A 26,382-nucleotide genomic window follows, 5' to 3' on the forward strand; every position below is an offset into this window, starting at 1 on the left:
CTGCAGCGGTAACACAGGGCCCGTGCTGGACTTAGTTTTCAGAACATTCCGCAGACCAGGAAACCCCCTTATCCGCAGCTCCGAAGGAGCAGGATAAGGGGGTTTCCATGGTCGAGGACGTTCTGAAAACTAAGTCCAGCACGGGCCCGAACGATAACAACCGACTACAGGTCGATGTGCGATTCCTTGATCGGGAACGGCTCGGCGAAGTGGCAGGCGCAGCAGTGACCCGGTGCGACTTCCTTAAACTCGGGAAGCTTCTCGGAGCAGATGCCCTGCGCGATCGGGCAGCGCGTGTGGAAACGGCAACCGGTCGGCGGATCCAGCGGCGACGGCGGATCGCCAGCGAGAATGATGCGCTTGCGGGTCTTCTGGATATCCGGATCGGGCACCGGCACGGCAGACAGCAGCGACTGCGTGTACGGGTGGTGCGGCTCACTGTAGAGCGTCTTCCAGTCCGAAACCTCGACCATCTTGCCCAGATACATAACGGCAACGCGATCAGAAATGTGCTGCACGACAGAGAGGTCGTGAGCAATGAAGAGATAAGCCGTACCGAACTTGTCCTGGAGCTCCTTAAGAAGGTTCAGAACCTGGGCCTGAATGGATACGTCAAGCGCAGAGACGGGCTCATCGCAGATAATCAGCTTGGGCTTGAGCGCAAAGGCGCGGGCAATGCCGACACGCTGGCGCTGGCCGCCCGAGAACTCGTGCGGATAGCGGTTGATGTGCTCGGGGTTCAGACCGACGACGTCCAGCAGCTCGCGGACGCGCTCGATACGCTCTTCCTTTGTACCCACGCCATGAATGGTCATGGGCTCAGAAACAATTTCGCCGATGGTCATACGAGGGTTGAGCGAAGCATAGGGGTCCTGGAAGATGAACTGCATCTCGCGACGCATATCCTTGATCTCGTGCTTGCTCATCTCGGCAACGTCTTTGCCCTGGAAGAACACTTTGCCTGCCGTCGGCTTGGTCAGGCGCATGATGGTGCGGCCCGTCGTGGACTTACCGCAACCAGACTCACCAACCAGACCAAAGGTCTCACCAGGATAAATCTCAAACGAGATGTCGTTTACAGCAGAGACGACGCGCTTGGAAAAACGCTTGGCGAACATGCCGGACTCTGCGGGGAACTCCTTAGAAAGGTGCTCGACCTTCAGCAGCGGAGTGCGCTCGTTATTGTCTGCCATTTACGCCTCGCCTCCCTTCTTGGAATCCTTGCGCGTGCGGGACGTCTCAGGCGCGTTCTTGAGGAACTCGGGGTCACCGGAATAATGGCACGCAGAATAGTGGCCGGACTCGGTGACAACGCGCTCGGGGCGCTGCTTGCGGCACTTGTCCGTCGCATAGGGGCAGCGAGGAGAGAAGACGCAGCCCTCGGGCAGGTTCATGAGCGAAGGCGGGTTGCCGTGAATCGGCGTCAGCGGCTTCTTCTCCTCGATGGCCTGCTCCGGAATGGAACGAATAAGACCCCAGGTGTAGGGATGGCGGCTCTCGTAGAAGATTTCCTCAGCTGTACCGAACTCGACGGGACGGCCGGCGTACATAACCATGATCTTATCGGCCATATCGGCGACGACGCCCAAGTCATGGGTAATCATGATAATGGCGTTGCCGTTCTTCTGCTGCATCTCCTGCATGAGCTCGATAATCTGAGCCTGAATGGTAACGTCCAGAGCCGTCGTGGGCTCGTCGGCAATCAGGATATCGGGATCGCAGGCAAGCGCCATGGCAATCATGACGCGCTGACGCATACCGCCGGAGAACTGGTGCGGATACTCATTGACGCGCTTCTCGGGCTCGGGGATACCCACGAGGTCCAAAAGCTCGGTGGCGCGCTTGAGCGCCTCCTGCTTGGAGTAGCCACGGTGCAGACGAAGACCCTCGCCCACCTGCTTGCCGATCTTATAGACCGGGTTCAAGGAGGTCATAGGATCCTGGAAGATCATCGCGATGTCGTTACCGCGAATGTGTTGCATCTCTTCCTCGGTCATCTCGAGGATGGAACGACCGCGATAGCGAACGTCACCGCCCTCAATCTTTCCCGGAGGCATCGAGATAAGGCCCATGATGGTCATGGCGGTCACGGACTTACCAGAGCCGGACTCACCGACGACACCCAGGGTCTCACCGCGATCGAGCGTGTAGGACACGCCATCGACAGCGCGAACGACGCCATCCTCGGTGTGGAAATACATCTTAAGGTCATCGACCTCGAGCAGATGCTGGCCCTCGGGAACCGGCTGGTCCTTCAGGTCCACATAGTTCTTGTTCTTCTTCATCCTTATGCGTCCTTCATCTTGACGTCGAGGGCGTCGCGCAGACCGTCACCCAGCAGGGTGAAGGCGAGCACCGTCGAGAGAATTGCCAAACCGGGCATGATCATCATCCAGGGAGCAGTCAGAAGATACTGCTGACCGTCCTGAATCATGGAGCCCCACGAAGGCGTAGGCGGAATAACGCCCATGCCGAGGAAGGACAGAGCGGACTCGGTCAAAATGGCACCACCAATGTTCATGGTCGCGTAGACCACGATGGAGGCGACGGAGTTCGGGAAGATGTGACGCACGACGATACGAGCATCGGATGCGCCCATCGCGCGCGCAGCGTCAACATAGTCGTTCTCTTTGACCGTTAGGATCGCGGATCGGAAGACGCGCGCAATCGAAGGCCAGCCGAGAATGCCGATGGCGATAAAGACATTCTGAAGACCACGACCGATAACGGCAATCATGGCAACAACGAACAGCACGTACGGGAACGCCAGGAAGATGTCCGCACAGCGCATGATGATCGTATCCCAGATGCCGCCATAGAAACCGGCGAGGGCGCCCATGACCAGACCGATCACCGTGGAGATGGCGGTGGCCATAATACCGACGGAAAGCGAAACGCGTGCACCGTAGATAACACGGACGAGAATGTCACGACCAAGAGAGTCGGTGCCAAACGGATGCTCGGCACACGGAGCCAGCAGAGAAGTCTCGGCCATGGTGGTCGAGTCGGAAGCCGTAGGAGAGCCGAGCCAGGGCTTAGCCCACAGATCGGCGGTCAGGGCGACCACAACAACGATGATGATCCAGCAGACACCGATAACGGCGAGCTTGTTCTTACGAAGACGCTTAAAAGCGTCGCCCCACAGCGTGCGGGACTTGGCGGGAGCAGATGCGGCCTTGGTGGCGGTAGCCTGCTCCTGAGACTGAGAATCAGTTTCCTGCATGAGACGTACCTCCCTTAGGCCTTATCCGACGGACCGCCAAGGCGGATGCGCGGGTCGAGGAATGCATAGCTAATGTCGACGAGCAGGTTGATCACCATAACGACGACAACAATGAGCGTAACGCCGCCCATAACGATGGGCCAGTCGCGCATGCTGATGGCGCGGTAGACCTCGAAGCCGATGCCGGGCCAGTTAAAGACCGTCTCGGTCAGGATGGCGCCCGAAAGCATGCCGCCGAAGTCGACACCAATATAGGTAACGACGGGGATGAGTGCATTCTTAAGCGCATGCTTGACGATGATCGCGCGATTGGAGAGACCCTTGGCCTTTGCCGTGCGGATGTAATCCTGGTTCATGACGTCGAGCAGCTGCGAGCGCATGATGCGGGCAGCATAGGCGGTCGAAACCGAAGCCAGCGTAATGGTCGGAAGCACGTAGTGCATCCAATCCTGATACTGGGAGCTGGCACCGCCGGCACCCGAGATCGGCATGGAGAATGCGCCGCCGGTGGCATCCTTAAGGATGACGCCGAAGAACAGCTGCAGCAGCATACCGAGCCAGAAAGCCGGGACGGCAACGAGGATCGACGTGGTCAGCGTTACCAAAATATCCCAGAAGGAATAACGCTTGACCGCCGAAATAATACCCGCACCGATACCCATGATTGCCTCGAGCACGATAGCGCACGCGGCAAGTTTGACCGTATACGGATACTTCTGGGCAAAGATTTCCGTAACCGGCAGCTTGCGCTGGTACGAATTGCCCAGATCGCCATGAAGCAGACCGTTCATGTAATACAAATAACGGTCCACGAGCGACGTTTGAACGGGATCGCCGTTCTCGTCAAGGATCGCGTTGCCGTCCTCGTCCGACTGGACCAGGTGATAGCGCACGCGAAGCTGAAGCTCCACCTCGGGGGACAGAGCCTTGTCTCCACCGATCAGCTTGATCGGGTCTCCCGGCACGATATTCTGGAGGGCGAACAGAATCAGCGTAACGCCCAAAAATACCGGGATGAACTGAAGCACACGTTTAACGATGTACTTACCCATACCACTCCCCTATCTAGGGATTAACCTAAATGGGATGCCGATCGCCAGACCGGCATCCCAAAATTACCATCAGCCAGTTTACCCCAGGTTAGGGAGAACTGTATGTTTCCCATGAGGTCTACGTAAATACTTGACCCTCACGGAAGCTGCAAAACCCTTAGGCGAGCTCGGCGGTACCCAGATCGGCGTGCTTCTGCGGATCAACATAGAGATGCTTGACGCGGTCAGAGCCAGCGATGGTGTGCGTGTAGAACATCACCGGGATAACCGGGCAGTCAGCAGCGACCATGGCGTCGGCCTCCCGCATCTTGGCGATGCGCTCCTCGTCATCAACCGTGGTGCGGGCCTCGTCGACCTTGGCATCGAACTCGGGGTTGTTGTAACCGGAGCGGTTGTCGCCACCGAGGGAGTCGGAGTGGAACAGAGGGTACAGGAAGTTGTCCATGATCGGGTAATCGGCGATCCAGCCCAGACGGCCGAACTGATAGTTGAAGTTCTGATACTGCTCGAGCAGGGCAGACCACTCGGGAGTATCGGAGACGGCGGTGACGCCCACCTTGGCGAGGTCGCCGATGATGGACTCCATGATCTCCTTGTGGCCACCGTCCTGGTTGTAGGAAAGGGTCACGCTAATGCCACGATCGCCGTTAGCGCCAGCGGGAGCGACCTTGTCGAGGTACTCGTTAGCCTTGTCGACGTCATAGGCGCAGAACTCCCATGCGCCCTCCTTGTAGCCGGCGATTCCCGGAGGAACAATACCGTCGGCGGGGGTACGGGTACCCTTGAAGATGGTCTTGCAGATGGCCTCACGGTTGATGGCCAGGGAGATGCCCCTGCGCAGGTCGGCGTTATTGAACGGCTCGGCCGTGGTGTTGCAGGTCAGATAGTACGTGGAAGGCTCGGCACCGAGCAGCATATGCTCGCCGTCACCCATGGTGTAGCCGTCCTTGGACTCGCCACGGTCCTTCTTTGCGGCGTCGATCTGAGCAACGGGAACGTCGCAGACATCGAGGTTACCGGCCTGGAACTCCTTGTAAGCGGTCTCCATGTCCTTGATGACCTGGAAGTGGATGGCGTCGATCTTGGCCTTGTCGCCATAGTAATCATCGAACTTCTTGAGGTTGATCTCCTGGCCATCCTCCCACTTACCGTCCATCATGAACGGGCCGTTACCGACCGGGGCAAGGTAGAAGCTCTTAACATCGGACTCGGCGCACTCGGGAACCGGGGACAGAGCCGGGTGAGAGGCGACGAAGGGGAAGTCGGCGTAAGCGGAAGACAGCTTGACGACGAGGGTCTCATCGTCGGGGCAAGTAACACCGCTGAGCTCGGTAGCGTTGCCGGCAAGCAGATCGTCATAGCCCTCAACCATGGAAAGGTGATAGGAGACCTCGGAAGGACCATACTCGGTGGCGATGGCCGACTTGGTGTTGACTAGACGCTCCCAACCGAGCTTGAAGGACTTGGAGGTAACGTCGTCACCGTTGTGGAACTTAGCCTTCTTGATCTTGAAGGTGAACTCGGTGGCGTCGTCGTTAGCCTCGAAGGACTCGCAAGCCAGCGGAACGATCTCGCCCTTCTCGGGGTCGTACTCCGTCAGAGCGTCGAAGAGCTGGTACTCGACCTGAGTGCCCTGATCCTCCTGGACGTTGTAGGGGTCGATGCAGACCGGGTTGTTGATGTAGAAGTTCAGCGTCGAACCGGAGTCAGATCCGGAAGCGTCGCCGCCCTTCTTGCCGCACGCGGCAAGAAAAGCCATGGAGCTCGCAGCGAGGGTGCCGCCAACAAAGGCGCGACGACCCATAACGGGCTGGTGGAACATAGAATCAGCCATGCCATCCTCCTTATGAGATAGGACAAAGTGAATTCGGCCGGGCAACGTCGAGACAGCCCATTCGAACCATTCAAACGCGGTCCGCCGTTATGGCTGGTTATGCAATGCGGGCCAACGTTTTGCAATACAGTAGCGCATTTTATGCACAATTTGGCGCTGATTCCGGTTAACGGTCGAGAATTTCTTTAGTTAGGCGAAGTATGTGGGGATATTTTGATTCTATTACAAGTCTGTAAACAAAAAGGGCCCCGCACATGCGGGACCCTTTACAAACGTATATACGCCGATGCTTAGTAGCCGACGATGCCCTGCGGGAAGAAGAACATGCACAGAACGACACACACGGCAAAAACGACGGCCATAATTACCGTCAGGCGATCGAGGTTCTGCTCCATAACGCCCGTGGCAGAGCTGGAGTTATACAGCGAGCTGGCAATCATATCCGAAACGCCGGTACCCTTACCGGAGTGCATCAGGACGAGAATCGTCAGCGCCACGGCAGAGACAGCCCAAACGACAAACAGAAGAATCTGGAACGGACCCATAGATAAGCTCCTTAATAGAACAATTCAAACTCCAGTACTGTACCACAACCTCCAACACTCCCCCACCTGCCATTTAGGGACGGGGTAGAAATGGCAGAAATACCAAAAGGGGGTTGCCCGAATATGGGCAACCCCCTCGCATGAAAACGCTTGGAGTTTTCTCTTAGGCCTCGGTGGCGAGCACGCGACCCGTCATCTCGGCGGAAGGCTCAATACCAGCCATGGTGAGCATGGTCGGAGCGATATCGGAAAGACGGCCGTCCTCGATACCGGTGAGCTGGGCCTTCTCATCAACGATGATGAACGGCACACGGTTGGTGGTGTGAGCCGTAAACGGATGCTTGGAACCGTCGGAAGCGACGTCAAACATGTGGTCGGCGTTGCCATGGTCGGCGGTAATCAGCGCAAAGCCGCCCTTGGCGAGAATCGCCGGGACAACCTTGGACAGAGCATCGTCAACAGCCTCGACGGCCTTAACGGCGGCGTCGAAGACACCGGTGTGACCAACCATGTCGCAGTTCGCGAAGTTCACGATGTAGAAATCAGCGCGATCCTCGTTGATTGCGGCGACGAGCTTCTCGGTAACCTCGGGAGCGCTCATCTCGGGCTGCAGATCGTAGGTAGCAACCTTAGGGGAAGCGACGAGCACGCGCTCCTCGCCCTCCTTGGGCTCCTCGATGCCGCCGTTGAGGAAGAACGTCACGTGGGCGTACTTCTCGGTCTCGGCGGTGTGCAGCTGCTTCAGGCCATTGGCAGCGATAACGTCGGCCAGAACGTTCTCGGGGAACGTCTTGGGGAAGGCGACCTCGACGTCAAACGTCGGATCGTACTCGGTCATCGTCACAAAGTGCGAAAGCTTGATCTGTTCGCGCTCAAAGCCGTCGAACTCCTTGTCCGTGAACACGCGGGTCATCTGACGAGCGCGGTCGGGACGGAAGTTGAAGAAGATGGCCGCGTCGCCCTCGTGGATGCCCTCATTGTGGGCAGCGAAGGGCTCGACGAACTCATCGCCGCGCGGATCCTTCTCGTAGTAGGCCTTGATACCGGCCACGGGGTCGGTATCGGCATCGGATGCGTTGACCATGACATCGTAGGCACGCTGGATGCGCTCCCAACGGTTGTCGCGGTCCATGGCCCAATAGCGGCCCGAAACGGTGGCGACGCGAGCGTCGCAACCGGTCTCCTCGGAAATCTTAGCCAGGAAGGCGCAGAACTCGCTCATGTAGCCGGCGCCGGACTGCGGGTCAACGTCGCGGCCATCCATGAAGGCGTGGACGCGAACGGTCTTGACGCCGTGCTCGGCAGCCATCTTGACCAGAGCCTCGACGTGGTTCATGTGAGAATGAACACCGCCAGGGCTCATAAGGCCCATGAGGTGCAGGGTCTTGCCGTCAGCCTTGACGTCGTCCATAGCCTTGACGAAAACCTCGTTCTTGGCGATGGAGCCGTCCTTGATGGCATTGTTGATGCGCGAAAGCTCCTGGAACACGATGCGGCCGGCACCGATGTTGAGGTGGCCTACCTCGGAGTTGCCCATCTGACCGTCGGGAAGGCCCACGTCCTCGCCCGAAGCACCGAGCGTGGTGTGGGGATACTGAGCGTACAGGCTATCAAGGAAGGGCGTCTTGGCAGCGGCGACGGCGTTCTCGCCATCGGCCGGAGCAAGGCCGCAGCCATCCATGATGATCAGGAGTGCAGGAAGATGACGCTGTGCCATATGTCCTACTCGCCTGCCTTGACGACCATAGAGGCGAAGTCGGCAGCCTTGAGCGAAGCGCCGCCCACGAGGGCGCCGTCAACGTCAGGCTTGGCGACGAGCTCGGCGATGTTGCCGGGCTTGGCAGAGCCACCATAGAGAACGCGGATGCCGTTAGCGAGCTCCTCGCCAAACATCTCCTTGAGGGTCTCACGGATAGCGCCGCAGACCTCCTGAGCGTCCTCGGCGGTAGCGGTCTTGCCGGTGCCGATGGCCCAGATGGGCTCGTAGGCGACGACGACCTGCTTGGGGCAGGTGATCTCAAGACCGGCAAGGCCAGCCTTGACCTGGTTCACGACGTGCTCGACATAGGTGCCAGCCTCGCGGACCTCGAGGGACTCGCCGCAGCAGAAGACGGGAACAAGACCGGCGGCAACGAGGGCCTTGGCCTTCTTGTTCTGATCCTCGTCGGTCTCGTGGAAGTAGTCGCGACGCTCGGAGTGACCGATGATGCAGTAGGTGCAGCCAGCGGACTTGAGCATGTCGCAAGAGGACTCACCGGTGAAGGCACCCTTGGCCTCCCAGTACACGTTCTGTGCACCGAGGGCGATGGGGGCAGCCTGAATGCGGTCATGAACCGTGGTGATGTCAATGGTCGGAGGGCAGACGAGCACCTCGACGCCAGCCGGAACCTCGGGCAGAGCCTGAGCCAGCTCGTCGGCGAGCTTGGCGGCCTCGGCGACGTCGTTGTTCATCTTCCAGTTACCAGCGATAAGAAGGGTGCGATTAGGCATCGAGAAGCGCCTCCACTCCGGGCAGGGCCTTACCCTCGACGAGCTCCATGGAAGCGCCACCACCGGTGGAGATCCAGCTCATCTTGTCGGCCAGGTTGAACTTGTTGACAGCCGCGACAGAGTCACCACCGCCGATGATCGAGGTGCAGTCGGCCTCGGCGACGGCCTCGGCGATAGCCTGGGTGCCGTGAGCGAAGTTGTCGAACTCGAAGACGCCCATGGGGCCGTTCCAGAACACGGTCTTGGCGCCCTTGACGGCCTCGGCGTAGAGCTCCTCGGTCTTGGGGCCGATGTCCATGCCCTCACGATCGTCGGGGATAGCGTCGGAAGCGACAACCTCGGGGACAGCGTCCTCGCCAAAGTGATCGGCAACGCGGTTGTCGATGGGGAGCAGGATCTTGACGCCCTTCTCCTCGGCCTTCTTGAGCATCTCGCCGGCGCGCTCGACCCAGTCCTCTTCCTTGAGGGACTGACCGACGGTCAGACCCTGAGCCAGGAAGAAGGTGTAGGCCATGCCGCCACCGATGATCAGGGTATCAGCGGAGTCGATGAGGTGATCGAGAACGCCGATCTTGGAGGAAACCTTGGAACCGCCGACGATAGCGACGAAGGGGCGCTCGGGCTCGGCGAAGATGCCGGTCAGCGTGTCGACCTCCTTCTCGAGCAGGAAGCCGGCGACGGCAGGCAGGTAAGCGGCGGGGCCCACGACGGAACCCTGGGCGCGGTGAGCGGTGCCGAAGGCATCGAGAACGAAGACGTCACCATAGGAAGCGAGCTTCTTGGCGATCTCGGGATCGTTCTTCTTCTCACGCTTGTCAAAACGGACGTTCTCGAGAACGAGGACCTTGCCCGGCTCGACGGCGGCAACAGCCTCAGCAGCCTTCTCGCCGTAGGTGTCGGCGACAAAGGCAACATCGAGACCAGAGAGCTCAGCGAGCTTCTTGGCGACAGGCTCAAGGGAGAGCTCGGGCTGGAAGCCGGTGCCATCGGGACGGCCGAGGTGGCTCATGAGGATGACGCGAGCGTTGTGCTCAACGAGGTAGTTGATGGTGGGCAGGGCAGCCTTGATGCGGGTGGTATCGCCAACGACGCCATCCTTGATAGGCACGTTGAAGTCAACGCGGACGAGAACGCGCTTGCCGTCGACATCGATGTCGCGGACGGTCTTCTTGGTAAAGGCCATGTTTGCTTCTACCTTTCGTACGTGTCTGCCTCCCATTACGGCAGACGATTTCCTATAAAAAGGGCGCGACCCTAGGGTGTAAGCCCTATGAGGCCGCGCCCTTCTTTAGACGCTCAACGAGCTATTCGCTAAAAGCTAAATTAAGCAACGAACTTCTCGAAGTACTTGATGGTGCGGACCATCTGAGAGGTGTAGGAGTTCTCGTTGTCGTACCAAGAGGTGACCTGAACGAGGGTCTGGCCGTTGCCGAGGTCAGAGCACATGGTCTGAGTGGCGTCGAAGATGGAGCCGTGGGTCTCGCCGATGATGTCGGTGGAGACGATGTCGTCCTCGTTGTAACCGAAGGTCTCGGAGATGGTGGAAGCGTAGGCCTTCATAGCGGCGTTGACCTCGTCGACGGTGACCTTCTTGTCAACGACAGCGTAGAGGTTAGTGATGGAGCCGGTCGGCGTCGGGACGCGCTGGGCGGCACCGATGAGCTTACCGTTGAGCTCGGGGAGAACCAGGCCGATAGCCTTGGCAGCACCGGTGGTGTTGGGGACGATGTTGACGGCGCAGGCGCGGCTACGACGCTTGTTGCCCTTGCGCTGCGGGCCGTCGAGCGGCATCTGGTCGCCGGTCCAGGCGTGAATGGTGGTCATGATGCCGGACACGATGGGAGCGAAGTCGTTCAGACCCTTGGCCATCGGGGCGAGGCAGTTGGTGGTGCAGGAAGCAGCGGAGATGATGTTGTCCTCAGCGGTCAGCGTCTCGTGGTTGACGTTGTACACGATGGTGGGCAGATCGCTGCCGGCCGGAGCGGAGATGACGACCTTCTTGGCGCCAGCGTTGATGTGGGCCTGAGCCTTAGCCTTGCTGGTGTAGAAGCCGGTGCACTCGAGAACGACGTCGACGTCGAGGTCGCCCCAAGGCAGGTTGTTGGCGTCGGCCTCCTTGTAGATCTTGATCTCCTTGCCGTCAACGGTGATGGAATCCTCGCCAGCAACGACCTCGTGATCGCGAGCGTAGTTGCCCTGCGTGGAGTCGTACTTCAGCAGGTAAGCGAGCATATCGGGAGAGGTGAGGTCGTTGATAGCGACGATCTCGGAGCCCTCATGACCGAACATCTGACGGAAAGCCAGACGACCGATGCGACCGAAGCCGTTAATAGCAACCTTTACTGCCATTGTGTCTCCTTTCGTAAGGCCCCCGCAAGCTACAGCGCCCGCCGTTGAGGCCCACAAACTAACCACTCGCCTAATATACCTTTTTTTTGACTTGAATTTCACGAGAATGCTCGAAATTGAAAATCAAATTTACGTTAAAACGTTTTAAAGAATAAAATAGCAGCTAAATCCGTATATAAGTCGATACTATAAACTACCTGTTTGCTTCAATGAGCTTTTCAAGCCTCAAAACTCGATGGTAGAGGGCCGACTTCGACAAGGGAGGGTCAGCCATCTCCCCTAAATCACGCAGCGACAGATCGGGATAGCGCTCGCGCAGGTCGCAAAAGACCGCCAAGGCATCCGGAAGCGCATCGCGAAGGCCGCGCTGCTCGAGCTCATCGATAAGCGCAAGCTGATGTTGGGCAGCACCGGCGCTTCTGGTCTGGTTGGCGAGCTCGGCGTTCACGCGACGGTTCACATCGTTCTTAACCAACTTGACCGCGCGCGCCTCCTCAATCTCGGCAACGCTGCGCTTGGCACCAATCAGCTTTAATAAATGCTCGATTTCCTCGGCGCTCTTAATGTACACGGCATATGACCCCCGCCGCGCATTAACACGAGTATGGACCCCAATCTGCCCCAACAGGTCGCAAAGCCCCTTGGCATATTGCTCGCCCTGCACCGCGATCTCCAAATGAAAATCGCCGCGTGGATCGGCCACGAAGCCGCCCGCGATGAGCGCGCCGCGGATGTAGGCAAGCCTGCAGCAGGGACGGGCAACGATGTGTCGGGGAACACCAGCAACGAGCCCTCCCCTGCGGTCTAGAATGCCCAGCAGCACCAGAGCCTTGTCCAGGTCGGGTTGATCGGGCAGGGTAATGAGATAGTTACGGACCTTATGCAAGACCGATTTACGAACGGTGAATTCCGTTTTGAGCTTAAGGATGCGATGCGTCAGCGTGATCATCGTGCGCGCGACGGCGCCCGTCTCGGTCGCGACCGTCAAACGATACCGCCCGGAGCCGGCCAACGAAAGCGTACCGCTCACACGCGTCAGGGCGGCAAGCGTCGACAAATCGCAGTATTCACATTCGGGTTCGCAGCGCGCAAGCTCGTCGCGCACCTCAGCGGTAAACGACATGCAGGCCTATGCCTTCGTGTTGGCGCGCGACAGGTCGCGGTGGGAGATGCTCACGTGATACTGGGCGCCTTCCAGGTAACGGGCCGTGGCCTCGGCAATGGCGACGCTACGGTGCTGTCCGCCCGTGCAGCCGATGGCGATAGAAAGCTGCGGCTTACCCTCCGCGATATAGCCCGGCATCACCGTATCGAGCAGCTGCGTCCAGGCCTTCCAGAACTCCTGGGTCTTGGGATGGTCCAGAACAAAGTCGGAGACTTTCTTATCGAGACCGGTCATGGTACGCATCTCGGGATCGTAAAACGGATTGGGCAGGAAGCGAACGTCGATCATAATGTCCGCCTCGACGGGCATACCGTGCTTAAAGCCAAACGAGAACACGTGAACGTCCATGAGCTGCTGGTCGGACAACTCGGAGAACGCCATGCGCAATTTGTTGCGCAGGGCAGAGGTGCGCAGGCGGCTCGTGTCGATAATCATATCGGCTCGATCGCGCACGCCCTGCAGCTGAAGGCGCTCGCGCTGAATGGCATCGGCCGTAGTCTCCCCCGGCTTGGCAATGGGATGACGGCGGCGATTTTCGCTGTAGCGACGAATCAGCACCTCGTCAGAAGCCTCCAGGAACACGATGTCGCAGCTCATCTCGCGCTCTTCGAGCGCGGCGACCGCATCGAGCAACTCGTCAAACAGTCCCTGGCTACGCAAATCGCAGGTGACGGCGAGATGCCTGCCCACGCCCGTATTGATGCCGACGAGCTCGGCAAGCTGGGCGATGAGACGCGGAGGTAGGTTATCAATGCAAAAATAGCCCATGTCCTCGAACACGTGCATGGCCTGTGTGCGGCCCGATCCGGACATTCCGGTGATGATGACGATATCGGGGATGCGCTCCGAGCGCTCCGCCGCATCCATGGCATCTCCCTTTTGCATGTGTTGCCTCCCGAAAACAAGCGCGGGACCCAGCAACCCGGATCCCGCGCGGTCAATTGCCTATATTGAGTATACCGCCCCGAGCGGATACGAGGCCTGTCTTACGCCTCAAGCGCAGCCTTGAACCAACTCGTAATACTCGTGGGGTGCGTGATGGCGGTGCCGACGACAACGGCCCAGGCGCCCGCATCGATCGCGGCGCGAGCCTCCTCGGGCGTGTGAACGCGGCCCTCGCAGATGATGGGAAGACCGGGAAATTCCTCGGTCGCCTGACGCAGGAGCGGCAGATCGGGGCCATCGGCCATGGTGCAGTCGATGGCGGCGACACCATGAGAAAGCGTGGTGGATACAAGGTCGAAGCCCATATCAACCGCACGGCGAATGTCCTCGATGGTGGCACAATCCGCCATCAGGAGCACACCCTCCTCGTGCAGCGGGCGGAAGATATCCTCGACCGTCTTGCCATCGGGGCGCGGACGATCGGTGGCGTCGATCGCCACGATATCGGCACCGGCAGCAACGCAGGCGCGAGCGTGACGCAGCGTCGGCGTGATGTAAACGCCCTCGTGTCCATCCTTCCACAGGCCGATGACGGGAACCTCACAGCGACCCTTAATAGCGGCAATGTCGGCAAGGCCCTGACAGCGAATGGCGGCGGCGCCGCCAAGCTCGCAAGCGCGAGACATTTGAGCCATGGTCTCGGGCGTACGAAGCGGCTCGCCCATATACGCCTGAACGCTCACGACGAGCTTGCCCTTCAGGGACTGGATCAAAGGATCAACGGTCATGTTCGACTCAACCTTTCTCAAAACAGCCTTCTGAGACACCGCACCTTGACGTTCAAACCGTCGCTCGCGTACCGAAGTACGCTTCGCTCCTCTTTCACGTCAATCTGCGGCACCTCAGAAGGCGCACTTGGTAGTTATGTTTACTTCAACGACGCAAGAAGGTGTTCGGCGGCGCCGATGAGCGGCGCGTCGCCCTCCAGAGAACCGATGAGGATCGGCGTGTCCTGAAGCGGATCGAGCGCCTGGCTGGCATAGCCCTCGTGCACCGAATCCTTCCACGTCTGCGAACGCCAATCGGGACCTTGGTGAATCACACCGCCCGAAAGCACGATGACCTCAGGGTCCAGGATGTTAGCGAGCGAGCCCAAGCTGGCACCCAACGCAAAGCCGGCGTCATGGATGACCTCGGTTGCCTTTGCGTCGCCCGCGCGGCACAGGTCGTTCACATCGCGACCGACCGAAGGACGGCTGGGGTCGACGCGGCCAAAGCGCTCATCGTACATACGACCAATGGAAGTGCCCGAAGCGACAGACTCAAGATGGCCGGAACGCCCGCAGGCGCAGGGAATGCCGGCGGCAGCCGAGCACTCGATGTGGCCCATATGGCCAGCAGCACCATGGAAGCCCTGCATCACGCGGCCGTTCTCGACATATGCGCCGCCAATGCCCGTACCGATGCCAAGACACAAGACGGAGAACTTGCCCTTGCCGACGCCCCAGTGGGCCTCGCCCAGAGCATGAGCCTGCACGTCGCCTACAACGGCAACGGGAAGACCGAGATCCTCACGCAGACGCGGCCCCAACTGAACGCCGGACCAGCCGGGCATGATCTCATTGGCATACGCGATGGCGCCCGTCTTGGGATCGACGACGCCGGCGGCACCGATACCGACGCCAAGGACCTCGACATCGGGATTCGCCTCGAGAGCAGCCTTGATGGACGCCTCAATACGCTGGAAGACGGCCTCGCCGCCCTCTTGGGCCTCCGTGGGAACCTCGGCCTCAAAAACGGGATGGGGCACACTACCGTCAGCCGGGTACTCCATGATGGCAGTCGCAATCTTAGTTCCGCCGATATCGACAGAGCAGACGTACTTGTTCTCCATGTCGCTCTCCTTCGGAGATAAAAACAACTACAGGAAATGCGCCGTCAGGCTAGCCGTCACAGCGCAGTAAAGGTTATCCAGGTGCCCAAGATCGCCGAGAAACCGTGTGGCCATTGACCGAATGGGTCATGGCCACACGGTTGAACGGCGAGGTCGGGTGCCTGGGAAAGCTTTACAGGAGACCGTTGTCCTGGAGGACCTTCTTAATAGCCTCAACGTTCTCGCCGGTCATGGCCTTCACCGGGCGCGGCATGGTCGGGCTGTCGAAGATGCCCATGAGGTTCATAGCGGTCTTGAAGGCGCCGACGCCACCGGCATAGCCCTGGACGCCCGAGGTGACATCCCAGATGTGCGAAATCTCATTGAGGCGATCCTGCTCGGCCTTGACGGTAGCCCAGTCACCGGCTTGAGCGGCCTTCCACTGACGAACGTAGCCCTCGGGCTCAACGTTGGCGAGACCCGGGACGGAACCGTCGGCGCCACCGAGGTAAGCGCCGTCGACAACAACCTCGTGACCGGTGAGGATGCTCATCGGATGGCCGTTCTTCTCGTTCTCCTGAACGAGATAGCGGAACGAGATGTCATCACCCGAGGAATCCTTGACGCCAGCAAGGACGCCCTCGGCGCCGAGCTTGGCAAGGAGCTTCCAGGGGAGCTTGGTGTGAACGCAGACGGGAATGTCATAGGCAAAGATGGGCAGGTCGAGCTCCTCGTGCAGGATGCGGAAGTGCTCCTCGACCTCGGTCATGCCCTGCAGGGCATAGAACGGGCAGGTGGCGACAAGCGCATCGGCGCCCAGCTCCTGAGCGACCTTACCGTGCTCGATCATGCGCTCGGTCTCGGTATCGATGATGCCGACCAGGACGGGCACGCGGTGGTCGACGATACGAACGGCCTCGGCGATGATCTGGCGACGACGCTCATCGGTGGAGAAAACGACCTCGCCCGAAGAGCCCAGGAAGAACAGGCCATCGACGCCGGCATCGATCATGCGGTTGATGCTGCGCTCAAAGGAGGCAACGTCGAGCTGGTGATCTTCGGTATCGGGAACAACGACGGGAGGGATAACGCCGGTGAATTTCTGAGTTGCCACAAGAATCTCCTTAGTTGTCTGGCGGGCGGCCCTATGCCACCCACTCTTGTTGGCAGTGTCCAGGCCGTCTAGGCCAAAGAACACGGGTAGAACGTTTGGTTAAAAAAGTCGATGACTTCGTTTTCGAACGCGTTGATGCGCTCATGAGCGTATTTGGCATAGATGATATGCCTCCGGTCACACTCAAGACCGTTGAATACGGCAAACTGGCCCTTGGGATCACTCACGGCATCCATGAGCGATGTGCCCATGAGCACCGATCCACGCACCCGAGACGACAACGCCTCGAGGCCACCGGGAATTGGATTGGCAACCGCCGTGCAGGCGAGGCCCCGCTCGTCCAGAGCAGAAACCGCCAGCGCGACTCCGCCGCCAAGCCCCTCGCCCCATGCAAAGATGCGGTCGGGGTCCATGCCATCAAGATTGCGCGCGACCTCCGCCAACGCGCAGCCCCAACGGACGCGCCTGACAAAAGCAGGCGAGGTAATCCCCTGTCGCAGATCGCTGGGTCCAATCGCCTCATCGTCCAGCGCAAGCACGGCATATCCCATGGCCGCAAATCTCGTCATGTGATGCCAGCCGCGCACAGGCCGATCGATGTCGTGGAACATCAGGCACAGCGGCACGCGCTCAGAAACCCGGGCACGACCGACAGGCTCGATCAAACGAGCGTGAATCGCATCGTCACCGAGCTCAAAGGAGACCTCCGAGTAACGGGCGCAGGGGTTAACAAAGTCAATCGCCGTAATGGCCAGGCCTTGAATCTCAAGATTCGAAGCACATGTCTCCAAATCAGAAACATCTGCCTGAACATCACCGTGCCAGTCCCGATATTCAGAGAGCCTTGACGAAACCGTCCCGGGAATCCCCACAAGGTCGGGGACAATCAGCTCGCCGACATTGCTCTCGCACTTAGACATGAGCCTCCCCTCCCTTGCAGAAAAACGGAATGATCAGATCGTCAAAATCCTGAATCTCCTCGTGGCCAAAGCCTTCAAAGAACTCATGACGCTTTTCACAGGTCAGGTTGTTATAGACCGCAAACTGCGTCGCTGGCGGACAGACGGTATCGGCTGTGCCGGTGCCAAACAGCACGGGGCATTTGACCATAGGGGCAAAGTTCTTGGAATCGAAGTACGCCAGCTTGGCATAGGCTTCGTCGATACGAGTCGAGTCCTCGTCAAACCAGCGAGACCAATAGCGCAGGCCCTCGTAGGCAATGTCGTCGGCATCCAAGTCCCAGACCAGGCGGAAATCCGACAGGAAGGGATAGAGGATGGCGGCGCGATTGATAAGCTCGCTGTTAAGTGCACAGGTCGCAATGCCCAAACCGCCGCCCTGCGACGCGCCGTTCACAAACACACGGGCAAGATTGATGCCCTCGAGCTCGCGAACGATGCGACACAGGATGCGAATATCTTGGTGCAAGCGGACATAGTAGAGGTTGGCCGGGTCGCCGTCGATACCGGCGACGATATGGCCCGCGACCGTTGTGCCCTCAAATCCACCAATGTCCTCGGAGGGACCTCCTTGACCGGGGCAGTCGAGGGCGATGAGTGCCATGCCCATGCCCGCAAACGACGCCTGCTCAAACCAGCTGCGGCTTGCACCCGGATATCCATGGAACTGAAGTACCAATGGCACGGGCTCGTCCGAGACGGGTTTAAGGTACTTGGCATGCAGGCGAGCGCCACACATGCCGGTATACCAAAGGTCGAAAAGCTGGCAGGTCACGGCATCGGTGACCGATGCCGTCTCGATCGCATAGTCAAGCCCGACGGCGTCGGCCTCGGCCATGCGGTCCTTCCAAAAGAGATCGAAATCTGATGGACGGGGCATGGCGCCCCGATACCCACCAAATTGCTGTTGTAGCTCCTGAGCACTTGGCATGGCTCGTGAACCCAACCTTTCGAAATCGCAACGGAGGTGCGCCCGGCAAGGGAACCGGGCGTACGGGAGGGAAAGCGAGGCTACTCGCCGAGCTTGGGATGCAGCAGCGACGGCGCAGCACCGAGCAGCATCTTGGTGTAGGGGTCCTGAGGGTGCTGGAAGACCTGCTTGGCCTCGCCCTGCTCGACGATCTTGCCGCCATTCATAACGATGATGTCGTCAGAGATATAGCGGACCGTCTGGATGTCATGGCTGATGAACACCATGGCCAGGCCGAGCTCCTTCTTAAGGTCGGTCAGCAGGTTCAGAATCTGCGCGCGAACCGAAACGTCCAGAGCCGAGGTGGGCTCGTCGGCGATGATGGCATCGGGGTTCAACGACAGGGCACGGGCAATTGCGACGCGCTGGCGCTGGCCGCCCGAAAGCTGGCCGGGAAGAACCTCGGCGGCGGAGCTGGGCAGACCGGTGAGCTCCAGGAGCTCCTTGACGCGCTTCTCCTGCTCGGCCTCGGTACCCAGGTTGTGGACGCGCATGGGGTCGAGCAGCTGCTCGCGAACGACCATGCGGGGATTGAGCGCCGTAGCCGGATTCTGGAACACGACCGAGATGACACGGCCCATGTGGCGACGGTCCTCGGCGGTACGCTTGGTTACGTCCTTGCCCTTAAAGTAGACCTTGCCGCTCGTGGGGGCCTGCAGGCCGCACATGACGTTGGCGGTGGTGGACTTACCGCAACCGGACTCGCCGACGATACCGATCGTCTGACCGGGCATGAGCTTAATCGTTACACCCTGGACGGCGTGAACCAGGTTGGGGTGCAGAATCGAGCCGGTACGGGTCCTAAAGGTGACGTGGACGTCATCAAGGAAGATGATCGGCTCGACGCCGTTGACTGCGGTCTCGCTCATCTACATCACCTCCGCGTGAGGGGTCAAACCATTTGCCTTGAGCACCTCGTCGGGGAGCTCGGAATAGAAGTGCTCGGTGCCGGGCACGCGCTTGAAGACCGGACGGGTGTCCAGGCCAATGCGCGGATGGCTCGAGCGGGGCGCGAAGCGATCGCCCTTGGGGAAATCGCGCGGGCTCGGAACGGCGCCGGGCACCTGGTGCAGACGGCCCGAACCGCTCTCGATGGACAGAACGGAGCCCAGAAGACCGCGGGTGTACTCGTGGATCGGGTTAGTGAGCAGCTCCTTGGTGGGCGCCTGCTCGATAACCTGACCGGCGTACATAACCGTGATGTTATGGGCGACCTCGGCGACCAGCGCCAAGTCATGCGAGACGAAGATCATGGCAAAGCCGAGCTTGGCCTGAAGGTCGTTGAGCAGCTTGATGACCTGCTTCTGGACGGTAACGTCCAGAGCGGTCGTGGGCTCGTCGCAGATGACCAGCTTGGGGTCGCGGGTAAGGGCCATAGCGATCAGGACACGCTGACGCTGGCCACCGGAAAGCTCATGCGGGTAGCTCTCGAGCGTACGCTTGGGGTCGAGGCCCACGAGCTCCAGGAGTTCCTCGGCGCTGCGGGTGCCGCCGCGCTTGGTGAGCTGCTTCATCTGGGCAGAGATGAGCATGGAGGGGTTGAGCGAGGACAGGGCGTCCTGATAGACCATAGCGATATCGGTACCGCGCAGGCCGAACCACTCCTTCTTGCTCATCTTGAGCAGGTCGCGGCCCTCCCAGAGGACCTCGCCGGAAAGGTGCTCGTCATCGTCGGTCAGGCCCATGATGGCCAGCGTGGTGATGGACTTACCGCAACCGGACTCGCCCACCAGGCCCATGGTCTGACCAGGACGGACGTCAAAGTTGACATGGTCGACGACGTTGATATCGCCGTGATGCTCAAACTGAATGCAGAAGTCACGGACCGAGAGAATCGGTTCGACAGACTCGTCGGGCACATGGCGATCGTCACGCTTGAGCTCGACATCGCGCAGGGCGCCAAGGCGAGCGGAGAGGGACTGGGCCTGCTCCTTGTAGGCGCGAACGGGGTCGGAGACCAGCAGGTCGGCCTCGCGACGCTTGGAGGAATCGGTCGGATCCAGGGCGGCGGAGGGAGCAGCGGCCATGGCGTCGGTAATGCCCTCGGAGAGGATGTTGAGCGCCAGGCAGGTGATCATGATGGCCAGGCCCGGGAACAGCGCCTGCCACCAACGGCCGGCGAGCACGCCGCCGCGGGCGTCGGCGAGGATGTTGCCCCAGGTAGCGGTGGGCTCCTGGATACCAGCGCCGATGAAGGTCAGCGAGGCCTCGAAGATGATGGCGTCGGCGACCAGGGTAACGGTGAAGACCATGATCGGGGCGATGCAGTTACGCAGAACATGCTTGATCAAAATCCACGGAGCCTTGGCGCCGGAAACGATGACCGCGCGGACATAGTCCTCGCCGTACTCGGACACGATGTTGGCGCGCACGATACGGGCAATCTGCGGAGTGTACATAAAGCCGATGGCGAAGATGATCGACGGCACGGAGTTGCCCAGGATGGAGACGAAGACGGCCGCGAGGGCGATGCCCGGGATGGACATGATGATGTCCAGGATACGCATGATCGTCTCGGAAACGGCCTTGCGCGAAACCGCCGCAAGGGCGCCCACGACCGAGCCGCAGACCAGAGCCATGGCAGTGGCGCCAAAGCCGATGATCAGCGAGTAACGGCCACCGTAGAGCATACGCGACAGAATGTCGCGACCCTTATCGTCGGTACCGAAGATAAATCCGTTGCCGGGAGCCTGGCGAGCCGTAAAGATCTCGACCGGGCTATAGGGGGCAAGGAGGGGCGCCAGAATCGCGGTCAGGGCGACCAGCACCAGCACGACGGCGGCAATCTTGGAAGACAGCGTCATCTTCTTCCAGCCACCGAGCTTGAGCCCCTTGGAGGCAGCCTTCTCGAGCTGCTCGGTTTGCTTCTCTCGAATCTTTACCATAATCTACACCGTCCTGATGCGCGGGTTGATGAGCAGGTAGAGCATGTCAACCACGATGTTGATGATGATGAAGGCAAGAGCAACGACGATGACGACGCCCTGAACCAGGTTCGCCTCGTTGCCCTGAACGCCCTGCAGGATCGCGGTGCCCATGCCGGGGAGGTTGAAGATAACCTCGATGACGACGGCGCCGCCCATGAGGTAGCCGATCTTAAGACCGAGGGTGGTGACCGGGGTGATCAGCGCATTGCGAAGTACGTTGATGCCGACGACGACCTTCTCGGGAACGCCGGCGCCGCGAGCCATACGGACATAGTCCTTGTCGAGCTCCTCGACCATGGCGGTACGCACGATACGAGTCATCTGGCCCGTCAGCGGAAATGCCAAGGCGATGGCGGGCATGATCATACGTCCCAGATAGCCAACCGGATTCGTGGTGAAGTGAGGCAGAGCACCCGATGCCGGAAGCACCTTAAGGTAGGAAGAGAACAGCAGGATCAACAGAACGGCAAGCCAGAACGACGGGGTTGCCAAGCCGGCGATGGAAAAGACGCGGATCACTTGATCCGGCCATTTGTCGCGATACAGTGCCGCGATGACGCCGAGTAAAAACGAAACGACCGCACCGATGGCAAGGCCGATGAAGGTCAGCTGCATCGTGACGGGCAGGGCCGTGGAGATGCGCTTGGCAACGGAGTTGCGAGCAGCACCATAGGTGCCCATGTCGCCATGGATCAAATCGCCCATATAGCGCACGTAGCGCACGGGCCAGGGGTCGTCCAGACCATACTTCTCATGGTACTCGGCAACCGCCTCGGGCGAGGCACCGTCACCCAACGCCGTGTAGGCGGGGTCGGTCTTGGAGAACGACATAAGGAAGAACACCAGGACGGTGACGCCCAATGCCATGATCGGCAGCGCCACAAGACGCCTTCCAATCAAACGTAGCAAGTTGTTCACGTTCTCTCCCCTTTCTTTTGTCGGTAGGACCAACTGGTATATGAGTACGGATACTCATTACAAGACCCGAGCGACATCGTTGCCGCCCGGGTCTTTGTTTCAACTATGAGGATACGGTCCCAACGACCGACATCCTGCATACAGACTCAAGCGAGTCTTACGCCTTGACGGTCGCAACGCCCCTGAAGGACATGCTCGTCGTGCCGATGCCCTTGAAGCCATCGAGGGCCTCGCCGTTGGGCGCAGTGGACGGATCGTCCCAGGAAGCGGAGACGGTCTTGACGTGGACAACGGGGTACAGAACGGCGTTGTCGGCAATGATGTCGAAGCACTCGTTCCACTTCTTCTGCTGCTCGTCGCCCTCGGCGGCAAGAGCCTCGTCCATGAGACTGTGGAGCTTCTGCCACTCAGCGGACTCCTTCCACGGGCAACGGGTCTGCATCCAGACGTTGTCGCCGTACCACCAGTTGAGCAGCAGGTCGGGGTCGGCGCCGAAGCAGGAAGGATCGCCAGGGGCAAGGAGGATATCGTAGGCCTCGCCGCCGTCGATGGCAGCGTAGGTGGCCGGCGAGGTATCGGTCTGGATGGTCACATCGAAGCCGAGAGCGTCGAGGTCGTTCTTGACCTGGGCGGCCATGCCCTTAATCTGCTCGTTGTCGGTGGTGCGCAGGGTGATGGCACCCGGGGTGATGCCAGACTCCTCGATGAGCTTCTTAGCCTTCTTGGCGTCGGTCTTGTACACCGTGGAAGCCTCATGATAGTTGGTGAAGCTCTTGGGCAGGTAGCAGCTGGCAGCGGTGGCAAGGCCGGCGAAGGTGTTGCTGACCATCTTCTCGGTGTCGAGCGCATACATGACAGCCTGACGGACCTTGACGTTGTTCCAAGGCTCCTTGGCGACGTTGAACATGATGAAGCGGGTGCCGAAACCCTGAACGTTATCGATCTTGCAGCCGGCGCTCTCGAGCTGGTCGACGGCGTCAGCGGTAACGAGCTCCATAACGAGCGTGGAGCCCTCCTGCTGAGCGGTAACGCGAGCGGTGGGGTCGGTCAGGATGCTGTACTGGATCTTCTTATCCTCGGCAGCATACTCACCGTTGTACTCGGGGTTGGGAACCAGGGTGATCTCGGTATCGGAGATAGAGTCGTACATCCAGGGGCCGGAGCCGATCGGCTGCTTGGCGCGATCCTCCTCGGTCTGGGTGGCCGGGGTAACGCGGACGATGGCCAGACGATCCTTGAGCAGGGAGAAGTTGGGGACCTTGGTCTTGACCGTCACGGTGCTGGCGTCCTTGGCCTCGATGGACTCGAAGGGCTGGAAGAACGGAGCATAGGTAGCGGAAGCGGCGCAAGCGGTGTAGGAGGCAACGACATCGTCAGCGGTGACCTCGGTGCCATCGGAAAACTTGGCGCCCTTGCGGATGGTGACCTCGAAAGTGGTGTCGTCCACAGACTTGGGATCGTCGGTGGCGAGCTCGTTGAAGGTGCTGTAGTCGTGGTAATCGATGCCGTAGAGGCCCTCGACGACGTGCCAGTTAGCACCCAGGCCCACAGCGGAGCCGGTGCTGGCGGGATCGAAGCTGGACGGAGCGTAAGCGGAACCAGCGGTGATCACGCCGCCGCCACGGTTGGCGGAATCGGTGGAACCGGAAGCGGAACCCTCGTCGCTAGAGCTGCCACCGCAGCCGGTGAGACCAAGCCCTGCGACAGCAGCGACGCTGCCGGTGAGGCCGAGGAACGAACGCCTGGACATACCCTTGTTGATGATGGCCATGTCTTCTCCTATCAATAGAGAATCTTACCCGGGAGCGCCTAGACGTGCCCCCGCGCAACTTGCGGACGATATATACCTTACCTACCGACTAACCCAACTGAGGTGCCGCGCTCGGCGACCGATACATACATACGCTTGAACGGTATTTACTACCGTTCACCGAATTCATTGACAAACGATTCGCCAGACAGTATGTATCGACGAGGTGAGATATCAGTCTTCGTCAACCCGCTGGATAGCAGGGTTGTTCACCATGGCTAGTCAAACGTTTTAGCGTTAATTAAACCCGAAATCGGCTGGTAATCGCCGTGAAATAAATGATTGAAAATCACGCAATCATGTATATCAGTTGTTTAGAGGCGTGTTTAGTTTTCGGATTGCTTTGCCGCCGCCTCGGCGCGCTCGGCATTCCATGCAACGAGCGCCTCGTGAACCGCTTTGGCGACATCGGCAGGAACGCCTCGAACTTCCGCGATCTCTTGCTCGCTCGCCGCGCGCAAACGCTTCATCGAGCCAAAATGGCGCATAAGGGCACGTTTTCTGGTGGGTCCCACGCCTGGAACGTCATCGAGTACCGAAACCGTCATGGCTTTATCGCGCAATTCGCGATGGAACGTGATGGCAAAACGGTGCGATTCATCGCGCACCTGTTTAATTAGATAGAGCGACGCGGACCCGGTCGGCAGCACGACTGGAGTCTCGTCCCAAGGCACGAAAACCTCCTCATCGGCCTTTGCCAAGCCACAAACTGGTATATCGAGCCCAAGAGCCTCAAGTTGCTTGATCGCAGCGGTCAATTGCGGCTTACCGCCATCGACAACGAGCAAATCGGGGCGCGAGCCAAAGCGCTCGTCGGCCATACGCTCGGGAGCATAACGTCGTCCCAAAACCTCGGACATCGACACGAAGTCGTTTGCCTCGTCCAATTCGGCCTGAATTTTAAAACGACGATACTGACTCTTGTCGGCGCGCCCGTTGGTAAACACCACCATCGAGGCGACCGTAAAGGTGCCATGCAGTGTAGAGATATCGAAGCACTCGATACGCAACGGCGGCGATGGCAGCGCCAACGCACTTTCGAGCTCCAGGAGCGCTTGATTGGTGCGGTCGTCAGCGTACCCCGTTCGCATCATGTAGCGCATGAGGGCATGGCGCGCATTTTTGGATGCCATATCGAGCAGACGGTGCTTTTCGCCACGCTGCGGCCTATGGAGATGGCAGGAACGCTCACGCTTGCCCGCAAGCCACTCCCCCAGCGCCTCCGCATCCTCAAGCTCGACGGAAAGGTTGACCTCAGCTGGAATATCAGCCGTCTCGTCGTAATAGCGCTTAAGAAAGCCCGACTGGAGCTCTTCCTCGTCAGCATCAAGACCCTTGTCGAGAATGAACTCGCAGGTGCGAACTGTTCGGCCCTCGCGAACGACGAAGACACAAGCGGCGGAGATGGTCTCCTCGCGATAGAAACCGATGACATCTATATCGACACTGGAGGGAAAAACGACTTGCTGACGATCGTCCAGACCCCTGATGACCTCCAAACGACGTTTGACGCGTGCCGCGCGCTCAAAGTCGAGCGCCTCAGCGGCATCCGTCATCTCGGAGGTCAGCTCATCGACGACATCCTTGCGATGGCCCGACAAAAAGCGCTCGACACGCTTGACGTTCTTGGCATAGTCTGCCGGGGAAATCGCGCCGACACACGCACCCGGGCCGCGCCCGACATGGTAGTCAAAGCAGGGGCGCCCGTTTTGCGCGCAAATCATATTGACGATGTCTTCCTCGCCCTTGTGGGACTCGACGATACGGCGACAACGACGCCACTCCGCACAGGATGCGGAGCAGATGGGGATAACCTTGCGCAGCGTATCTATCGTCTCACGTGCCGCGCGGCTATCGGTATAAGGTCCAAAATAGCGCGTTCCCGGCTTATGACGCTCACGCGTGTATTTGATAGCGGGATACAGGTCGCCCTTTGTAATGGCGATAAAGGGGTAGCTCTTGTCATCCTTGAGGTCGACGTTAAAGTACGGATGGTACTGACCAATCAAATTGCGCTCGAGCACCAACGCCTCGTGCTCGGTCTCCACCACGATATAGTCAAAGCTCGCCACCAGCTGCATCATAAGCGGGATCTTCTGGCGCTCGTCCTGCAGCGTCACGTACTGACGCATACGAGCGCGCAGGTTTTTCGCCTTGCCCACGTAGATGACATCGCCCTTGGCGTCTTTCCAAAGGTAGCAGCCGGGCTGCGTGGGAACGCGCGAAACCTGCTCGGCAAGCGTTGGAATGTTGTCGTGACCGGCCACG

The 26,382-nt window shown here is 59.6% G+C and carries 22 protein-coding genes; all 22 read right to left on the reverse strand.

Annotation, left to right across the window (positions count from 1 at the left end; translation table 11 throughout):
* Nucleotides 1–164: 164 nt before the first annotated feature.
* Nucleotides 165–1,193 (reverse strand): ABC transporter ATP-binding protein, encoded by a 1,029-nt coding sequence (locus DW211_RS02865; RefSeq protein ID WP_006236139.1) that lies wholly within the window; start codon nucleotides 1,191–1,193, stop codon nucleotides 165–167.
* Nucleotides 1,194–2,285, reverse strand: a complete 1,092-nt coding sequence (locus DW211_RS02870) for an ABC transporter ATP-binding protein (RefSeq protein WP_117766059.1) — start codon at nucleotides 2,283–2,285, stop codon at nucleotides 1,194–1,196.
* A gap of 2 nt (nucleotides 2,286–2,287) precedes the next feature.
* Entirely contained in the window at nucleotides 2,288–3,223 is a 936-nt protein-coding gene (locus tag DW211_RS02875) for an ABC transporter permease (RefSeq protein ID WP_118259094.1), read from the reverse strand.
* 14 nt (nucleotides 3,224–3,237) lie between these two features.
* Nucleotides 3,238–4,275, reverse strand: coding sequence for an ABC transporter permease (locus tag DW211_RS02880; protein WP_118259095.1), 1,038 nt, complete (start codon nucleotides 4,273–4,275; stop codon nucleotides 3,238–3,240).
* 157 nt (nucleotides 4,276–4,432) lie between these two features.
* Nucleotides 4,433–6,109 carry an ABC transporter substrate-binding protein gene (locus DW211_RS02885; protein WP_118259097.1) on the reverse strand — a complete coding sequence of 559 codons (1,677 nt, stop codon included), beginning with the start codon at nucleotides 6,107–6,109 and terminating at the stop codon, nucleotides 4,433–4,435.
* A 290-nt stretch (nucleotides 6,110–6,399) separates the two neighbouring features.
* Entirely contained in the window at nucleotides 6,400–6,654 is a 255-nt protein-coding gene (gene secG / locus DW211_RS02890) for a preprotein translocase subunit SecG (RefSeq protein ID WP_006236144.1), read from the reverse strand.
* A 163-nt stretch (nucleotides 6,655–6,817) separates the two neighbouring features.
* A complete protein-coding gene (gene gpmI / locus DW211_RS02895) occupies nucleotides 6,818–8,371 on the reverse strand; it encodes a 2,3-bisphosphoglycerate-independent phosphoglycerate mutase (RefSeq protein WP_117803873.1) in 1,554 nt (517 codons plus the stop codon).
* Nucleotides 8,372–8,376: 5 nt separating this feature from the next.
* Nucleotides 8,377–9,144, reverse strand: coding sequence for a triose-phosphate isomerase (gene tpiA, locus DW211_RS02900; protein ID WP_022094882.1), 768 nt, complete (start codon nucleotides 9,142–9,144; stop codon nucleotides 8,377–8,379).
* Nucleotides 9,137–10,327, reverse strand: coding sequence for a phosphoglycerate kinase (gene pgk / locus DW211_RS02905; RefSeq protein ID WP_117564871.1), 1,191 nt, complete (start codon nucleotides 10,325–10,327; stop codon nucleotides 9,137–9,139). Before pgk ends, tpiA begins: the two co-directional genes overlap by 8 nt.
* Before the next feature lie 140 nt (nucleotides 10,328–10,467).
* Nucleotides 10,468–11,493 (reverse strand): type I glyceraldehyde-3-phosphate dehydrogenase, encoded by a 1,026-nt coding sequence (gene gap, locus DW211_RS02910; protein ID WP_099431436.1) that lies wholly within the window; start codon nucleotides 11,491–11,493, stop codon nucleotides 10,468–10,470.
* Between the two features lie 193 nt (nucleotides 11,494–11,686).
* Entirely contained in the window at nucleotides 11,687–12,616 is a 930-nt protein-coding gene (whiA, locus tag DW211_RS02915) for a DNA-binding protein WhiA (RefSeq protein ID WP_118259098.1), read from the reverse strand.
* 6 nt (nucleotides 12,617–12,622) lie between these two features.
* Nucleotides 12,623–13,543 carry an RNase adapter RapZ gene (gene rapZ, locus DW211_RS02920; protein ID WP_022094878.1) on the reverse strand — a complete coding sequence of 307 codons (921 nt, stop codon included), beginning with the start codon at nucleotides 13,541–13,543 and terminating at the stop codon, nucleotides 12,623–12,625.
* A gap of 101 nt (nucleotides 13,544–13,644) precedes the next feature.
* Entirely contained in the window at nucleotides 13,645–14,331 is a 687-nt protein-coding gene (locus DW211_RS02925; protein WP_118259100.1) for an N-acetylmannosamine-6-phosphate 2-epimerase, read from the reverse strand.
* 140 nt (nucleotides 14,332–14,471) lie between these two features.
* Nucleotides 14,472–15,437 carry an ROK family protein gene (locus DW211_RS02930; RefSeq protein ID WP_022094876.1) on the reverse strand — a complete coding sequence of 322 codons (966 nt, stop codon included), beginning with the start codon at nucleotides 15,435–15,437 and terminating at the stop codon, nucleotides 14,472–14,474.
* 172 nt (nucleotides 15,438–15,609) lie between these two features.
* Nucleotides 15,610–16,530, reverse strand: a complete 921-nt coding sequence (locus DW211_RS02935; protein WP_035138887.1) for a dihydrodipicolinate synthase family protein — start codon at nucleotides 16,528–16,530, stop codon at nucleotides 15,610–15,612.
* 68 nt (nucleotides 16,531–16,598) lie between these two features.
* A complete protein-coding gene (locus tag DW211_RS02940; RefSeq protein WP_118259101.1) occupies nucleotides 16,599–17,450 on the reverse strand; it encodes an acetylxylan esterase in 852 nt (283 codons plus the stop codon).
* A complete protein-coding gene (locus DW211_RS02945; RefSeq protein ID WP_089573613.1) occupies nucleotides 17,443–18,420 on the reverse strand; it encodes an acetylxylan esterase in 978 nt (325 codons plus the stop codon). The genes DW211_RS02940 and DW211_RS02945 overlap by 8 nt, the downstream gene beginning before the upstream one ends.
* Nucleotides 18,421–18,500: 80 nt before the next feature.
* Nucleotides 18,501–19,328: an ABC transporter ATP-binding protein gene (locus DW211_RS02950; RefSeq protein ID WP_006236159.1), complete on the reverse strand. Its 828-nt coding sequence runs from the start codon at nucleotides 19,326–19,328 to the stop codon at nucleotides 18,501–18,503.
* On the reverse strand, nucleotides 19,329–21,344 hold the full coding sequence (locus DW211_RS02955; protein WP_035138893.1) for a dipeptide/oligopeptide/nickel ABC transporter permease/ATP-binding protein: 2,016 nt from the start codon (nucleotides 21,342–21,344) through the stop codon (nucleotides 19,329–19,331). It abuts the gene before it with no gap.
* Between the two features lie 3 nt (nucleotides 21,345–21,347).
* Nucleotides 21,348–22,304 (reverse strand): ABC transporter permease, encoded by a 957-nt coding sequence (locus DW211_RS02960; protein WP_035138896.1) that lies wholly within the window; start codon nucleotides 22,302–22,304, stop codon nucleotides 21,348–21,350.
* 157 nt (nucleotides 22,305–22,461) lie between these two features.
* On the reverse strand, nucleotides 22,462–24,075 hold the full coding sequence (locus DW211_RS02965) for an ABC transporter substrate-binding protein (protein WP_117647497.1): 1,614 nt from the start codon (nucleotides 24,073–24,075) through the stop codon (nucleotides 22,462–22,464).
* A 365-nt stretch (nucleotides 24,076–24,440) separates the two neighbouring features.
* Nucleotides 24,441–26,381: an excinuclease ABC subunit UvrC gene (uvrC, locus tag DW211_RS02970; RefSeq protein WP_369832368.1), complete on the reverse strand. Its 1,941-nt coding sequence runs from the start codon at nucleotides 26,379–26,381 to the stop codon at nucleotides 24,441–24,443.
* Nucleotide 26,382 lies beyond the last annotated feature (1 nt).

It is taken from the genome of Collinsella sp. AM18-10, from assembly GCF_003471585.1.
Classification (GTDB): Bacteria; Actinomycetota; Coriobacteriia; order Coriobacteriales; family Coriobacteriaceae; genus Collinsella.